Genomic DNA, 16757 nt, shown 5'->3' on the forward strand with positions numbered 1-16757 from the left:
CTGATAGTGACAGGCTTTGGTGTGTTACTCATTCTCGATGTATTAACTTTTTCTCTGATGACGCACATTGATACTGTTCAGCCAGTAACCCGTAATATAATAGATTATCACCCAGTTGAAGTTAAAATGCCTACACTTCCTATGGGGCCAAGTTGGAATGGTAGTAGTGGTGGTGATATTCCACAGAATGTGGAAATATCAGAATTACTTTATACCGTTAATCGGCATTAAATTAATTAAGCGCATTAAACCTCTGGGCTTTAATTTATAACCACCTCCAGTGTTTTGGCGGTGGTTATAGTATCTATAGATATTAAAGTTTGGCAAAACACCGGCGGGCAGCATCGACGGTTCTCTGGATATCGTCTTTGCTATGTGCGACGGACATAAAACCGGCTTCAAACGCAGAAGGGGCCAGATAGACGCCTTCTGCCAGCATCAAATGGAAGAAACGTTTAAAGCGTTCGACATCACAATTCATGACATCCTGATAGCAGGTGACAGTTGGTGAATTGCTAAAGAAGATACCAAACATGCCACCCACGTGGTTAACCACCAGCGGGATGTTCTCTGCTTGTGCCGCATTGAGCAGGCCAGTTGCCAGTAAATCGGTTAACTCGGTCAGGGTTTCATGAATACCTACCTGTGCCACTTCAGTCAAACAGGCATAACCCGCCGCCATAGCGATAGGGTTCCCGGAGAGAGTACCCGCCTGATAAACTGGTCCAGTCGGTGCCAGTGCCTCCATGACATCACGACGACCACCGAAAGCACCCACCGGCATACCACCACCGATAATTTTCCCCAGACAGGTTAAGTCAGGAATGACATGGTAGTAATCCTGCGCCCCGGCTAATGCCACCCGGAAACCCGTCATGACCTCATCAATAATCAGCAATGCACCAAATTCATCACATAGATCACGCAGCCCCGGCAGGAATTCTGGCTGCGGTAATATGCAGTTCATATTGCCAGCGACAGGCTCAACAATGATACAGGCGATTTCTTGTGGGTATTGCTCAAAGGCTTCGCGTACAGAGGCTAGATCGTTATAAATACAGGTCAGCGTGTGCTTAGCGAAGTCAGCCGGTACCCCCGGAGAGTTTGGCTGACCGAGGGTCAATGCGCCAGAGCCCGCTTTTACTAATAGGCAGTCGGCGTGGCCGTGATAGCAGCCTTCAAACTTGATGATTTTATCGCGCGCAGTGAAACCTCGGGCTAGACGAATGGCGCTCATGGTGGCTTCGGTACCGGAGTTAACCATCCGTACCATATCCATGGTTGGCACTAATTCTGTCACCAACTCAGCCATTTTGACTTCCATCGCTGTCGGTGCACCAAAGCTTAGGCCGCGCTCGACAGCTTCAATTACGGCCTGACGAATAGCGGGATGATTGTGACCAAGCACCATCGGACCCCAGGAGCCGACATAATCGATGTAGGCTTTACCATCAACATCAAATAGATAAGCGCCGTCAGCACGTTCGATAAACAATGGAACGCCACCGACACCGGTGAATGCACGCACCGGAGAGTTAACCCCGCCTGGGATCACCTGTTGTGCTTGGGCATACAGACTTTCGGACTTACTCATAAACTGGCTCCTGAATTGGGCTTGGTGACATTGGCTGAGATGATATTATATTAAATAACAGTGAGTTATATAACATCAATATTGTTAACATCAGCTATAACAATAGACAATGGTGCCTATTCTAAAGAACTGGCCGCGGTTATCAAATGATTGGGCATAATTAACTGCTAGCTTGCGCGACGTGCCGCATATCCGAAACTTTCATCGCTAAACTTACGTTCTAAGCCAGAGCGTTTCATCGACGTTTAAGCAGGCACATCATGATGATGTAGTCTAAACTCAGACTACTGTTCATTTGTATTACTTATTACTCAATTGATAAATAGACTAATCATGACTGATTCAACGCAACCAATGCCTGCTGAAGGCGTTACTGAACTCAAACGGGGTCGTTTTATTCGAGCATTGGTTAATCGTGATAAAACGCCGTTGGTTATTCTTATCATGGCTGGTGTGGTCGGGGTTGTTACCGGTTTGCTGGCTGTGGCTTTTGATCGCGGCGTCGATTGGATCCAACAACAAAGGTTGGCAACGCTGGCCAAAGTCGCGGATTACGCAATTTTGGTATGGCCGTTGGCTTTCGTTATGTCGGCGCTGCTGGCGATGGTAGGTTATTTTTTGGTGCGTCGTTTTGCTCCTGAGGCTGGTGGTTCAGGTATTCCTGAAATCGAAGGGGCAATGGAGGAGATGCGGCCAGTGCGCTGGTGGCGGGTTATTCCGGTTAAATTTATTGGCGGCCTTGGAACATTAGGGGCGGGCATGGTGTTAGGCCGGGAAGGGCCGATGGTACAGATGGGGGGTAATAGCGGGCGGATGATTGTCGATATCTTTCGTCTGCACAGCCCTGAAGCACGTCATTCATTGCTGGCAACCGGTGCAGCTGCCGGGTTGTCTGCGGCCTTCAATGCCCCGCTGGCGGGGATTTTGTTCGTTATTGAAGAGATGCGCTCTCAGTTCCGCTACAGTCTGGTATCAATCAAAGCCGTATTTGTCGGGGTGATAACATCTACTATCGTCTACCGCTATTTTAACGGTGAACATGCGGTTATTAATGTCGGTAAAATGAGCGAAGTGCCACTGGACACATTATGGCTTTACCTTGTGCTAGGGATTATTTTCGGTGCCATCGGTGTAATGTTCAATGCGTTAATATTCCGCACGCAGGATATGTTCATGCGTTTCCATGGTGGTGATTGGCGCAAGTTAGTTTTGCTTGGCGGCCTGCTGGGAGGAATGTGTGGTTTATTGGCATTGTTTCATGGCGAGGCTGTGGGGGGCGGTTTTGCATTAATTCCTATTGCGGCAGCCGGTAACTTCAGTATCGGCATGTTGCTATTCATTTTTATTGCTCGAGTTATTACGACACTATTGTGCTTTGGTTCTGGTGCACCTGGCGGGATATTTGCCCCAATGTTGGCTTTAGGAACTATTTTGGGCACCGCTTTCGGCTTGTCCTGTGCGTATTTTTTCCCCGAATACGGCATTGAGGCCGGGACTTTTGCTATTGCCGGGATGGGGGCGCTGTTTGCTGCATCGGTACGTGCACCACTGACTGGGATAGTTTTGGTGTTGGAGATGACCGATAATTATCAGCTTATTTTACCGATGATAGTGACCTGCTTGGGCGCCACATTAATAGCACAATTTATGGGGGGTAAGCCCTTGTATTCAGCTATTTTAGCCCGCACATTACAAAGACAAGAGCAGGCTGCATCTGCGAGTGAACAACAACAACCGGTGGTTGAAAATGATACTCAAACAGGTAGATAATATATAACATTAGCCAGCAATACTTGAATGAATTACTCAGGTATTAGATAATTGATGATTAGATCAGGCTGCCATTGTAGTAACCTGCAACTCGAACACCGGTTGGGAGTGATGAGTATGAGCGATGAAACAGTACTGCCCCTACAGTTTACTGAGGCAGCAGCTAAGAAAGTTAAACTGCTGATTTCTGATGAGGAAAATCCGAATCTGAAGCTGCGGGTTTATATTACCGGTGGCGGATGCAGCGGGTTCCAGTATGGTTTTACTTTCGATGATCAAATCAACGATGGGGATATGACCATCGAAAAGCAAGGCGTGGAATTGGTTGTTGATCCGATGAGCCTGCAATATCTGGTCGGCGGTGCGGTGGATTATACCGAAGGGTTGGAAGGTTCACGCTTTATTGTGACGAACCCGAATGCGAAAAGTACTTGTGGTTGCGGTTCTTCTTTCAGCATTTAATTTATCCTGTGTCCTTGATGCTACAGCGACGTTAGCTGTATTCACTTACCCGAACCACTGAATTGGGCCAGCTCATCGGGATTAGTGAGCCTCATTTTGAAGGTACACTCTACGGGCTAGCATCAATGCTGTTCAAATCGCTTCTGACTGATTTGTCGTTCGTTTGCTGCCCTGCTGTAACACCAATGACTTTGGCTATAATTAGTCCACTAAATTTCCGATAAAAAACCGCAACTTTAACAGTTGCGGTTTTTTTCATCTGAATATTACCATTCTACAGTGATCAACTGTGTCATCTGGCTGTTACTGGTTTGGCTGAGTAATGAGCCATCTGTCGCAATAAAAGAATGGCTGATTTTAGGTTCGCTAACCAAGCCACCTCCTCGTTGGCAGTGTATTTGTGGATAATTTACTTTTGCATCATTCGCTATGTGTTCATTTTGATTCGGTGATTGCACCTGACAAGATGGCACGATAGTTAAGCTTAATTCTATTGTGCCGCTTAGCCCCTGAGCCAGCGACGGACTGGCAATAAATGCCAGCCAAAACGTAAACAAAAAATATTTCATGATTTATGACTGCATTTTTATCTGTCGGTGTCCCATTCAGCCAGCTAAATGGGGATATCCTGCTTATTGACGCCGCAGCGTTGTTAGCTATCAGGTCCAATTATTTTGGATAGATATATCGGCTAATTATTTAAAAACTTGAAGATTTAGATCATACAAATTAGACCAATCACTCTATTAGTGCTCTATTTCAAATGTGGGTAGTTTTAAACGCCAGCGGATAGCTGCAAGCCGGATACCGAGCGTAATCACCATGCCCAGCATCATTGCTTGTTGTAAGGGCATACCAAAAGTATAGAACGCGGTAGCATGAACGATACCACCAATAATGCAGGCGGTAGCATAAATTTCAGTGCGCAGGATCATTGGGATCTCGCGGGCTAATACATCGCGGATAATCCCACCGCCGACTCCGGTTATAACACCCATACAGATAGCCACTAGCGGGCTGGCACCAGCAGCAAAGGCTTTATTGACGCCGATACCGACGAACACTGCCAGACCAATAGCATCAAGCACCGGCAGGATCCATTTCGGTGTTCGACGAGGTTGACGCACCAACAAAATGGTTGCCAGACAGGTCACCATTGCAACCACCAAGTCAGTAGGATCTTTCACCCAAAAAACCGGGCCATTGGCCAAGGCCATATCGCGGATTGTTCCGCCACCGACAGCCGTCACCACCCCTAAAACCAGCACACCAAACGGGTCCATACGCAACTTCCCCGCTAGCAATACACCAGAGATAGCAAATACCGCAGTACCTAAAATATCCAGCCAATAAACCAGCATTAATGTGACTCCGCCACGGGGGATTGAACGCTGGCCATTTGTTGGCACAACTGTTCAGCGGCCAGCAGGATACGCGGACCCGAACGATTAAACCAGTCCTCATTCAGCGTTATAACAGGAATTGCAAGCTGAGGTTGCCAGAAGTCTCTGACATTATCAGCCTGTGGCTGGTCACCGCTGACTACGATCACCTGTGGTTGGCGTGTCATGACTTGTTCCCGACTGACTTGAGGCCAAGGAACACGACTGCCAGCAAAAATATTTTCTCCACCACACAGGGAAATAACCTCACTTTGTAACGTATGCCCAGAGCTGGTAAACAGCGGCTGAGTACCAAACTGTAAAAAGGTACGCAAGGGCGTGTTACGGGCATTGTGGCGACGTAATTCAGTAACCTTCTGACGGAGTTGAGCTGCGGCTTGGTGGGCCTGTTCAGGATGCTGGCTGTATTGCGCCAATTTATCCAGATCACCAGCAATTTGATCAATATTTACCGGATCAGAATAGAAAATTGGAATACCAAAGGCGGCGAGTTGATCAAGCGGGCGTTGTGGATTACCGCCACGCCACGCGAGGATCAAGTCTGGCTTTAATGCCAAAATACGTTCGACATTCACGCCTTGCCAGGATGCAACTTGCTCAAGCTTTTTAGCCGCTTCCGGGTAATCAGAGTAAGCACTTACTGCAACCAGTTTATCGCCTAATCCCGCGGCATAAGCCAGTTCGGTGGTGCTGGGGGATAAGCTGATAATCCGCTCTACTGCCACTGCGTATGGTGCAAACAGGGCAAACGAAAACAGGCCGAGCAACAACGTTATTGCTGCTCGTGATAGGGAGAAAATACGGGAACGGACCATTAATTGCGATTAGCCAGTGTGGTTAACATGGCTTCGATCATAAGCGTCGACTGCTGAGCGGCGACCACTAAGAACTCTTCAAAGCTCAGGTGAGACTCCTGATCAGCCACATCAGAAATCGCACGAACCACAACGAAAGGTGTCTTGAACAGATGGCAAACATGGCCGATAGCGGCGGCTTCCATCTCGACTGCTGCCACCGACGGGAAGGCCGCGCGGATACGGGCCAGGGGGGCTGAACCATTAATAAAGGCATCGCCGCTGCAAATCAGGCCGCGTACTGCATGTAAGTTCAATTGATTAATGCAGCTTTCTGCCAGTGCAATCAACTCAGCATCAGCAATGAAAGCGGGAGGGCAACCGGCCATTTGGCCTGCTTCATAGCCGAATGCGGTCACATCAGCATCGTGATAGCGAACTTCGTTAGAAACAACGATATCACCCACTTTCAAACTGGAGGCTAAGCCACCCGCAGAGCCGGTATTGATTACCACGTCTGGCTGGCAATGCTCTAACAGCAATGTTGTTCCCATGGCCGCAGAGACTTTACCAATGCCGGATTTTAGTAATGCGACATCAACGCCATTGAGTTTACCAGTGTAAATTTCGCAACCTGCTCGCGCCAAGGTTTGGCGATTTTCAATTTTATCACGCAGCAACGTAACTTCTTGCTCCATTGCACCAATAATGCCTACTTTCATATGGATACCCGCTGATTTTAAAGAGTGGATTAAGTTGTAATTATCAACGCACAGTTTATCAGTTAAGTGAGATATCCGGGTAGCTCAGCAAAGATAATGCGTAATGTGCCGCAGTTCATGCGTAATCAATTGCATCTGTTGGCGGGAGTCGGTATCACTGTTTATATTAAATGATCAGGGGGATAACATGTCCGGGATCGACTTTAAGCAGAAAATCAGTTTTCAGCGGCCGTTTGGTAAATCCAGTTCGGCGGAAGATGAATATGAGATTACCCGAGTATTTGAAAGTGATCGGGGTCGGATTGTGAATTCTGCGGCCATTCGGCGTTTGCAGCAAAAAACGCAGGTCTTCCCACTGGAACGTAATGCCGCTGTTCGTAGCCGTTTAACCCATTCGTTGGAAGTGCAACAAGTGGGGCGTTACATTGCCAAAGAGATCCTTAATCGGTTTAAGCAGGATAAAAAAATCACAGCTTATGGGCTGGATAAGCTGCTTGATCCCTTTGAAAGCATAGTGGAAATGGCTTGCCTGATGCATGACATCGGTAATCCTCCCTTTGGTCATTTTGGTGAATCAGCTATCAATAACTGGTTTACAAAACAGATGGACCCTAACGGCGGTGGTGCGGAACCTCGTGGTAAGGATCATTGCCAGGTTAATGCATTAAGGCTGCGGGAAGGGGAAACAGAACTTAATATCCTACGCAGTAAAATCCGCCATGACCTAAGCCAGTTTGAAGGTAACGCACAAGCCATTCGGTTGGTTTACAGTTTATTAAAACTGAATCTGACTTATGCTCAGGTGGGATGCATTCTTAAATATACCAAACCGGCGTATTGGTCAGGCGATATTCCTGCTTCTCATCACTATTTGATGAAGAAACCAGGGTTTTATCTGGCTGAAGAAGACTATGTTAAAGATTTACGTCGTGAACTCAATATGGGAGAGTTCAATCGTTTCCCTCTGACATATATTATGGAAGCTGCTGATGATATTTCTTATTGTATTGCTGACTTAGAAGATGCAGTAGAAAAAAGTATTTTCAGTGTCGAGCAACTTTACGATCATATGATGCAAGAGTGGGGCGAAGTTACCCATGGTGACTTGTTTGATAAAGTTGTTGGTGGCGCATTTCGGCAATTAGGTCGCGGGCAAGGCCGGCGCAGTTCGGAAGATCAATTCTTTATGTATTTACGGGTAAATACTGTCGGGAAGTTAGTTCCCCATGCAGCACAACGGTTTATTGAAAATTTACCCACGGTATTTTCTGGCTCGTTTAATCAGGCATTATTAGAAGACTCCAGCCCCGCGTGTAAATTACTGCAAATTTTTAAAAAGGTGGCAGTAAAACATGTGTTTAATCATCCTGAAGTAGAACAGCTTGAATTACAAGGATATAGAGTTATTAGTGGGCTACTTGATATTTATAGCCCACTATTATCTATGCCGCAAACGGCCTTTACACAGTTAGTGGCAGAAGACAGCCACCGCCAGTATCCTATTGAGACGCGGTTATTCCATAAATTGTCTACTAAGCATCGCTTGGCTTATGCAGAATCGACAGAGCGGTTACGTAATTTATCGTCAGAACAACATGAGATCTATGAATATTATTATCGTGCTCGCTTAATTCAGGATTATATCAGTGGGATGACGGATCTTTATGCTTATGATGAATATCGGCGATTGATGGCTGCGGAATAGTATCCAAGCAAAGTAAGTTGTCCGTTTAATTAACTGTAGTTTTGTAAAGACGGACAATATTTTTTACTATTCCGATTATTGGTTCTATGAACTTCATCCCCCATATTTAATCTTACTATGCAAGACGGCTATATCCTTCTCTTGGCGTTGCCGCGTAGTGAGTGGCTTTCGTTACTCGACCCATCCCTACCGTTGAGCTTTAGTTCGCTCATTAGGATTCGCGCGATTGCTCACTGACTGCTACGTCAATTATTTTGGATATAAGTCAGTTATACCCTTTGTCTCTGAAGCTGCCAGGTTGTTAGCTGCAACTTCAATTTCTTTGGGTATATATACCATTTATTGACCCCTTATTAATTGTACAGCGAGAACCAGAATACATGAAAAAAACAACTTTAGTGTTAAGTGCATTGGCATTGAGCATCGGTTTAGCCATGGGGCCGGTTTCTTCTGCTATTTCGGCAGAGACGGCCTCTTCTAGCAGCCAGCAGCTCCCTAGCCTGGCGCCAATGCTAGAGAAAGTGATGCCTTCTGTTGTGAGCATCAACGTGGAGGGTAGCACCCAGGTTAGCAACTCCGGTGCTGGTGGTGTGCCACCACAGTTCCAGCAGTTCTTTGGTGATGACTCGCCGTTCTGTCAAGACGGTTCACCGTTCCAAGGCTCCCCGATGTGTCAGGGCGGGCAGGGTGGCAAAGGGGGATCACCTAGCAAGCAGGATTTCCGGGCGCTCGGTTCAGGTGTCATTATTGACGCTGCCAAAGGTTATGTCGTTACCAATAACCACGTGGTAGATAATGCGACTAAAATCAGCGTTAAACTGAGCGATGGCCGTAGCTATGAAGCAAAAGTGATCGGTAAAGATCCGCGAACTGATATCGCGTTATTGCAGTTAAAAGATTTTAAAAATCTGACTGCAATTAAAATCGCAGATTCTGATCAATTGCGTGTGGGTGATTATACCGTTGCTATCGGTAACCCATATGGTCTGGGTGAAACCGTAACATCCGGTATCGTGTCTGCTTTGGGGCGCAGTGGTCTGAACGTGGAAAACTACGAAAACTTTATCCAGACTGATGCCGCGATTAACCGTGGTAACTCCGGTGGCGCATTGATCAACCTGAACGGTGAGCTGATTGGTATCAACACTGCGATCCTGGCACCAGATGGTGGTAACATCGGTATTGGTTTCGCTATCCCAAGTAACATGGTGAAAAACCTGACATCTCAAATGGTTGAATTTGGTCAGGTGAAACGTGGTGAATTGGGCATTATGGGCACCGAGCTGAACTCTGAGCTGGCCAAAGCCATGAATGTCGATGCACAGAAAGGTGCCTTTATCAGTCAGGTCTTGCCAAAATCTGCGGCGGCCAAAGCCGGGATCAAAGCTGGTGACGTGATTGTCAGCATGAATGGTAAAGCAATCAATAGCTTCGCAGGTTTCCGTGCTGAGATTGGTACTCTGCCAGTGGGCAGTAAAATGACCTTAGGTCTGCTACGTGACGGTAAACCTGTCAATGTGGAAGTGACCTTAGAGCAGAGCAGCCAGACTCAGGTTGATTCCGGTAATCTCTATACTGGAATTGAAGGTGCGGAGCTGAGTAACTCTGATGTTAATGGTAAAAAAGGTGTGAAAGTTGATAGCGTGAAAGCCGGCACTGCCGCTGCACGTATTGGCCTGAAAAAAGGCGATATCATCATGGGGATTAACCAGCAGTCAGTTCAAAATCTGGGTGAGCTTCGGAAGATTCTCGATACCAAACCATCAGTGCTGGCGCTGAATATTCAGCGTGGTGACACTTCACTCTATTTATTAATGCAGTAATCGGCATTAATAACGCCAAAAGGGCGCAGTTCATTATGACTGTGCCCTTTTTTTATGCTGAAGCGGAGGTGTGCTAAGCAGTACCTAAATAGCTTTTGGCAGCATAGCGAACATTCTCTATCTCATCTAATAATTCAAGCCATTCAGGTTGCAAGTCTTGTAAATCTGTTTGCTGGCGCAATTGCTGCTCAATTGTCATGCACAATTGCTTCAGTCGCGGCACACCGCTACATGCACAACTGCCATGGAACTTATGAATTAGGTTCAGAATATCGTTGTCATGACTGCCTGCCAATATAGCCTGCACGCGACCTATTACTTGCGGCATAAATTCTAATAACATAGTTAACAGGTCTCTGGCGAGAGCCTCTTTATTGGCTGCTTGCCTGACTGCCAGTGGCCAATCTATCGCCCCATCACATTCAGATTGCAGTACCGGCAGGTGAGTAGCCTGCGCCAGAAGGGGGGCTGAACTATCATGCTGAAAGCGGGAAAGTGCCTGAATTAATCGAGCTTCATCAATCGGTTTTGCCAGATAGTCAGCCATCCCCAGTTTTAACAACTGTTCTTGCTGGCCTCTTACGGCGTGGGCGGTGACTGCAATAATGGGTGTATCCAGATGATGGGACATCTGATGAATGACTTCGCTGGCACGGATACCATCAATTTCAGGCATTTGAATATCCATTAAGATGATATCCAGCGTGTTTTCTCGGGCATAGGCAATGGCTTTCGCGCCACTGTCACACAACACGGTCTCTTCGACCTGTTCTTCAAGCAGGGTGCCAATGAGTTTTAGGTTAGCTGGATTGTCGTCAACTGCCATTACCTTAAACGGTAATTTAGCCAGCTTGTCCGCTTGCTCCACTACGGGTAATTCACTGTGAGGTTCTTCAGATAACAGTAATGGAATCAATCTATTCGATGACAAAGGTTTGACCAGACATGCTTTGGCACCGAGCTGTTTAAGTTGCTCTGCCTCCACCTGTGACTGGCTTGGTAGGGCCAGAATTACGCGCTCGGAAATTTTCAGCGCCGCTACCAGTTTATCTTGATGAACCGCCATATTATTACGGAACGGAATGGGTACCCCAACCAGCAGGAAATCATAATGTTGGCGCGGTAATTGCGCTAACGACGGACTATGAGTGACCTGCAAGGGCGTGACACTCAGAATATCTAGCGCGGCCCTTGCTGCACAAGTATTGCGCTCAACATAGGCGAGTGTTTTCCCCTCTAAGTACGACATATCAGGATGGCGATAAGAGAGGGTTTCGTTAAGATCCAGTGTGAGATGGAACCTAAAGGTTGAGCCGCGATCCACTTGGCTGTGAAAGCTAATATCGCCCCCCATCTCTTTGACCAATCTTTCGGTAATGACCAATCCAAGACCGGTCCCTCCGTGTCGACGCGAGATACTGGCATCTGCCTGACGAAAAGCCTGGAATAGCTGAGCCTGTTGGGATTCAGAAATACCAATGCCCGTATCGTGAATCTCTACCACCAGAGTGACTTGTTGTGCCGTCTTCGCCTGCACAGCAACCAGAATATCGATATTGCCCTGTTCGGTGAATTTAATCGCATTACCGAGCAAGTTCGTGACAATTTGCTGCAAACGCATCGCATCCCCGACTACCTGCTCGGGGACATCATTATTAACATGCAGTGTCAGCTCCAGCCCTTTCTCATGTGCGGTGTGTGCCAGTAAGATAATGACTTCATCCAGTGCACCACGTAGTGGGAAGGGAATGTGTTCAAGAATGAGTTTTTCGGCCTCCAGTTTGGAGAAGTCGAGAACATCATTAATGATACATAACAGGTTGTTGGCTGAACGTTGGATAGTCTGCAAATAGTCAGTTTGTGTGGGGGTTAGCGACGTTTTCAACGTTTGGCGCGTAAAACCAATGACACCATTTAGCGGAGTTCGTAGCTCGTGAGACATGTTAGCCAGAAACTCCGACTTAATGCGTGCCGCTTCCTGTGCCCGTTTTTTTGCCAGCCCCAGCTCGACATTTTGTATCTCCATCTGTTCCAGTGTTTCGCGTAAATCAGATGTTGCTTGATCGATATTTTGCTGCATCTCTTCGTGATAGGCCGCCAACGACATCGCCATCGAATTGATACCATTTTTCAGAATATTCAGCTCGCCGAGCATATGTCCTTCGACCCGGCTATCCAATTGCCCTCGACGAATACGGTCAACAGCATTCACCATGTTACGGATTGGGCCGGTAACATCGCGCATCAAACGATAAGCAAACAAAATCGCCACACACATGCAAAACAGCAACAGCAGGGTTGAAATAAAGATCTCTTTGTATTGCTGCAAACGCACCGATTGTAAATCCAAATCTATGGCGATATAGCCTAGTGGCTGATGGGTTATATCCGAATCCGAGACTCTGTCACTGGATAAGTTGGATTCCGAGACAATAGGCATTCGCATAATCAGCGAGTCGCCGCGATAAGAGAGCATCAGCGACTCAGGGATAGCATCACCTTTAGGTAACCTTAATTGTGAGGAATTGTAATTATAGTTAGATGTGACAAAAAGATTGTTATCTGCGTCGAAAACGGATATTGACCGAACAATATTCGAGTGACGGCGATGAAGCAGGTTAATCAACTGACGGACAGTATCGCGGTTGCGAAAGGTCATGCCATATTCACTGGCAACCGCCAACGGTTCGATAATATTAGTGCCTGCATTAACTATTTGTTTTTGAAGCTCATTATAACGATTTACCATAAAGGAAGTACTGAGTAACAGCCCAAGAAGCAGCGTGGGGGCCAGGATTAAAATCATCATGCGCGCGCGAAGACTGTATTTGGTCATGGTATTCCAATGTGGGAGAATCGGCAGCTTACAAAACCAGTGCTTGATCAATCAATATGGCGCAATTCTACTCTCCAAACCGACGTGTGACGACCCGACAAACGATAACTGTGACAGTAAATTCTCTTGATCCCTTTGGTCAGGGGGTTGCACGCGATAAAGGCAAAGCTATTTTTATCCCCGGGGTTCTACCGGGAGAGCAAGCTGAAATTGAGCTGATCGAGCAAAAACGCCAGTATGGTCGCGGTAAACTTAAACGTTTGTTGAACCAATGTAGCGAAAGAGTGGCTCCTCCTTGCCCTCACTTTGGAATTTGTGGAGGCTGTCAGCAGCAGCACGCTTGTAGCCAGTTGCAACAAGATAGCAAAGTAGATTCGCTCAGGCGACTGCTGGTGCAGGCCACGGGGGGCTGCCCTGCATTAGACTCGGTTATCTGTGGGCCAGAGTATGGTTATCGGCGGCGGGCGAGGTTGGGGTTGCTCTATCAGCCAAAACAGCAGCGATTACAAATGGGCTTCCATCAAACTGAATCTCACGACTTGGTTAGCATAAAACATTGTCCCGTCTTGCGGCCTGAATTGGAGCGTCTGCTACATCCGCTCTATCAATGTTTATCTGCCTTACAGGCTGTGCGCCGGTTAGGGCATGTGGAACTGGTACTGGCTGATAATGGGCCGTTGCTGGTTTTACGTCACCTTGATACCCTTAATGAGGTAGATCGTGCAGCGCTTACAGATTTTGCCCTGCGGGAGGGGGTTGCCGTTTATCTGGCTGCCGACAGCGAGAATCTGGAAAAACTCTTTGGTGAGGACCCCTATTACCAGATAGACGGTCTACGCTTAGCATTTCATCCACGGGATTTTATTCAGGTCAATGATACGGTCAACCAACAAATGGTGGCTCAGGCTCTGGCATGGCTTGATGTACAACCTGACGAGCGGGTACTGGATCTCTTCTGCGGCATGGGTAATTTTACATTGCCGCTAGCAAAGCGTGCGCGTGAAGTTGTCGGGGTGGAAGGAGTTGCGGAGCTGGTGGCTAATGGGCAGTATAATGCGCAGAACAATGCATTAGCCAACGTGTCATTTTTTCATGAAAATCTGGAATCCGATATCAGTCGTCAGCCGTGGGCGATGCAAGGATTCGATAAAGTATTATTAGACCCCGCTCGCGCAGGTGCTGCCGGGGTGATGTCACATATAGTCAAACTGGCGCCAAAGCGGGTGGTGTATGTTTCGTGTAATCCCACCACGCTGGCACGGGATAGTCAGGTGTTGTTAGCCGCCGGTTACCGTCTTGCTCAGGTGCGAATGTTGGATATGTTTCCCCACACCGGGCATCTTGAATCTATGGCGCTGTTCATGCAGGAGCCAGGGATCGCAAAGTAGGGAGAAGTTATGGTTGCGGTACGAAGTGCACATTTGAATCCGGCGGGTGAGTTTGCTCTCGACGACTGGATCGCCAGCTTGGGGCTTCCTAATCCGCAGTCAGGTGAGCGATTGGCCGAAACCTGGCGTTACTGTGAGCAACAGACGCAAAACCATCCTGATGCCTCGTTATTGTTGTGGCGCGGTCTCGAAATGGTTGAGATTCTTTCCACTCTGAGCATGGATAACGACAGTATGCGCGCGGCGCTACTGTTCCCGCTGGTGGATGCCAATGTGGTGGATGAAACCACCCTGACTGAGCAATTTGGCAAGGGTATCACCTATCTGGTGCATGGCGTGCGTGACATGGACGCTATCCGCCAATTAAAAGCCACTCACAACGATTCCATGAGCTCTGAGCAAGTGGATAACGTGCGCCGTATGCTGCTGGCGATGGTGGAAGATTTTCGCTGCGTGGTCATCAAACTGGCTGAGCGTATTGCTCATTTGCGTGAAGTGAAAGATGCACCGGAAGACGAACGCGTGCTGGCGGCCAAAGAGTGTTCCAATATTTATGCCCCGCTGGCTAACCGCTTGGGTATTGGCCAGATTAAGTGGGAGTTGGAAGACTTCTGCTTCCGCTATCTGCATCCCGATGAATATAAACAAATTGCTAAATTGCTTCATGAGCGTCGTATTGATCGTGAACAATTCATTGATGATTTTGTCGCTTCATTGCACAAAGCAATGGCGGATGAAGGTATCAAAGCTGATATTTATGGCCGACCAAAGCATATCTACAGTATTTGGCGCAAGATGCAGAAAAAGTCGTTGGCCTTCGATGAGTTATTCGATGTGCGCGCTGTGCGAGTGGTCGTCGAGCGTTTGCAGGACTGCTATGCCGCATTGGGGATTGTGCATACTCATTTCCGTCATTTGCCTGATGAGTTTGATGATTACGTCGCTAACCCTAAACCCAATGGCTATCAGTCAATTCATACTGTAGTCCTCGGGCCGCGTGGGAAAACGCTGGAGATTCAAATTCGTACCCGCCAGATGCATGAAGATGCTGAACTGGGGGTTGCTGCCCATTGGAAGTACAAAGAAGGTGCTGTGGCGGCGGGGCGTTCTGGCTATGAAGGGCGCATTGCCTGGTTACGTAAGCTGATTGCCTGGCAGGAAGAGATGGCAGATTCTGGCGAGATGCTGGATGAAGTGCGTAGTCAGGTATTTGACGACCGGGTCTATGTGTTTACCCCGAAAGGCGATGTTATTGATTTACCTGCCGGTTCTACCCCACTCGACTTTGCTTATCATATTCACAGTGATGTGGGGCACCGCTGCATAGGTGCTAAAATCAGTGGCCGAATTGTGCCGTTTACCTATCAGTTACAGATGGGTGACCAGATTGAAATTATCACCCAGAAGCAGCCCAACCCAAGCCGTGACTGGCTGAATCCTAACCTCGGTTATGTCACTACCAGTCGTGGGCGATCCAAGATCCATAACTGGTTTAGAAAACAAGATAGAGACAAGAATATTCTTGCTGGCCGGCAGATGCTGGACGACGAATTGGAACATATGGATATCAGCCTAAAAGAGGCTGAGAAGCTGCTGGTTCCGCGCTATAACATGAATTCGATGGATGAAGTGTTGGCGGCCATTGGCGGTGGTGATATCCGTCTGAATCAGATGGTCAACTTCCTGCAAGGCAAGCTGAACAAGCCAACAGCGGAAGAGGCTGATTTAGAGGCATTGCGCCATCTGAATAATAAGCATCAGCCACCACCACGCAACGCCAGCAAAGACAGCGGGCGCATTGTGGTCGAAGGTGTTGGCAATCTGATGCACCATATTGCCCGCTGCTGCCAACCGATTCCCGGTGATGAGATTATTGGTTTTATTACCCAGGGGCGGGGGATATCCATTCATCGTGCTGATTGTGAACAACTGGCTGAATTGCAGTCTCATGCACCAGAGCGGATTGTTGATGCGGTTTGGGGTGAAAGCTACTCCAGTGGCTATTCATTAGTGGTGCGGGTGACCGCCAATGATCGCAGTGGTTTGTTACGTGATATCACCACCATACTGGCGAACGAAAAGGTCAATGTATTGGGGGTTGCCAGCCGCAGCGATACCAAAAAGATGCTCGCCACCATCGATATGGATATCGAGATTTACAACTTGCAGGTGCTGGGTAGGGTGTTAGCCAAGCTGAATCAGTTGCCGGATGTGATAGATGCCCGTCGGCTCCACGGCAATTAGTGAACTTTAAACGGCT

At 47.7% G+C, this 16757-nt stretch carries 12 protein-coding genes and 1 pseudogene; 7 read left to right on the top strand and 6 right to left on the bottom strand.

The annotated features are described in order from the left end of the window. A pseudogene (locus V1952_RS01805) lies at positions 1-231 on the top strand (nuclease); the annotation flags it as partial. Positions 232-313: 82 nt separating this feature from the next. Here the strand turns inward: V1952_RS01805 and hemL are convergent. Then, positions 314-1594 (bottom strand): glutamate-1-semialdehyde 2,1-aminomutase, encoded by a 1281-nt coding sequence (gene hemL, locus V1952_RS01810; RefSeq protein ID WP_372558043.1) that lies wholly within the window; start codon positions 1592-1594, stop codon positions 314-316. 333 nt (positions 1595-1927) lie between these two features. On the opposite strand from hemL, the gene clcA reads away from it, so the two are divergent. Beyond that, positions 1928-3364, top strand: coding sequence for a H(+)/Cl(-) exchange transporter ClcA (gene clcA / locus V1952_RS01815; protein ID WP_420074248.1), 1437 nt, complete (start codon positions 1928-1930; stop codon positions 3362-3364). Between the two features lie 117 nt (positions 3365-3481). Further along, positions 3482-3826, top strand: coding sequence for an iron-sulfur cluster insertion protein ErpA (erpA, locus tag V1952_RS01820; RefSeq protein ID WP_004706254.1), 345 nt, complete (start codon positions 3482-3484; stop codon positions 3824-3826). 266 nt (positions 3827-4092) lie between these two features. Here the strand turns inward: erpA and V1952_RS01825 are convergent, their stop codons facing one another. The 4 genes from V1952_RS01825 to mtnN form a co-directional block, all read right to left on the bottom strand. Next, entirely contained in the window at positions 4093-4395 is a 303-nt protein-coding gene (locus V1952_RS01825) for a hypothetical protein (protein WP_372568694.1), read from the bottom strand. 177 nt (positions 4396-4572) lie between these two features. Next, positions 4573-5187: a TRIC cation channel family protein gene (locus V1952_RS01830; RefSeq protein WP_019211026.1), complete on the bottom strand. Its 615-nt coding sequence runs from the start codon at positions 5185-5187 to the stop codon at positions 4573-4575. Next, entirely contained in the window at positions 5187-6044 is an 858-nt protein-coding gene (gene btuF / locus V1952_RS01835; protein WP_420070874.1) for a vitamin B12 ABC transporter substrate-binding protein BtuF, read from the bottom strand. The genes V1952_RS01830 and btuF overlap by 1 nt, the downstream gene beginning before the upstream one ends. Beyond that, positions 6044-6745 carry a 5'-methylthioadenosine/S-adenosylhomocysteine nucleosidase gene (gene mtnN / locus V1952_RS01840; protein ID WP_372558047.1) on the bottom strand — a complete coding sequence of 234 codons (702 nt, stop codon included), beginning with the start codon at positions 6743-6745 and terminating at the stop codon, positions 6044-6046. The genes btuF and mtnN overlap by 1 nt, the downstream gene beginning before the upstream one ends. A 187-nt stretch (positions 6746-6932) precedes the next feature. Here mtnN and dgt point away from each other — a divergent pair, with 187 nt between their 5' ends. Together dgt and degP are read left to right on the top strand one after the other, a co-directional pair. Continuing rightward, positions 6933-8450: a dGTPase gene (dgt, locus tag V1952_RS01845; RefSeq protein WP_083160434.1), complete on the top strand. Its 1518-nt coding sequence runs from the start codon at positions 6933-6935 to the stop codon at positions 8448-8450. A 380-nt stretch (positions 8451-8830) separates the two neighbouring features. After that, positions 8831-10273 (top strand): serine endoprotease DegP, encoded by a 1443-nt coding sequence (degP, locus tag V1952_RS01850; protein WP_083160432.1) that lies wholly within the window; start codon positions 8831-8833, stop codon positions 10271-10273. A gap of 73 nt (positions 10274-10346) precedes the next feature. Here the strand turns inward: degP and barA are convergent, their stop codons facing one another. Continuing rightward, positions 10347-13109: a two-component sensor histidine kinase BarA gene (gene barA / locus V1952_RS01855; protein WP_420070875.1), complete on the bottom strand. Its 2763-nt coding sequence runs from the start codon at positions 13107-13109 to the stop codon at positions 10347-10349. Between the two features lie 56 nt (positions 13110-13165). On the opposite strand from barA, the gene rlmD reads away from it, so the two are divergent. Both rlmD and relA read left to right on the top strand, forming a co-directional pair. After that, positions 13166-14497, top strand: coding sequence for a 23S rRNA (uracil(1939)-C(5))-methyltransferase RlmD (gene rlmD, locus V1952_RS01860; protein ID WP_420074249.1), 1332 nt, complete (start codon positions 13166-13168; stop codon positions 14495-14497). A gap of 9 nt (positions 14498-14506) precedes the next feature. Beyond that, positions 14507-16741: a GTP diphosphokinase gene (relA, locus tag V1952_RS01865; RefSeq protein ID WP_372558050.1), complete on the top strand. Its 2235-nt coding sequence runs from the start codon at positions 14507-14509 to the stop codon at positions 16739-16741. Positions 16742-16757 lie beyond the last annotated feature (16 nt).

Origin of the sequence: Yersinia sp. 2542 StPb PI (assembly GCF_048593855.1) — a bacterium.
Classification (GTDB): domain Bacteria; phylum Pseudomonadota; class Gammaproteobacteria; order Enterobacterales; family Enterobacteriaceae; genus Yersinia; species Yersinia enterocolitica_E.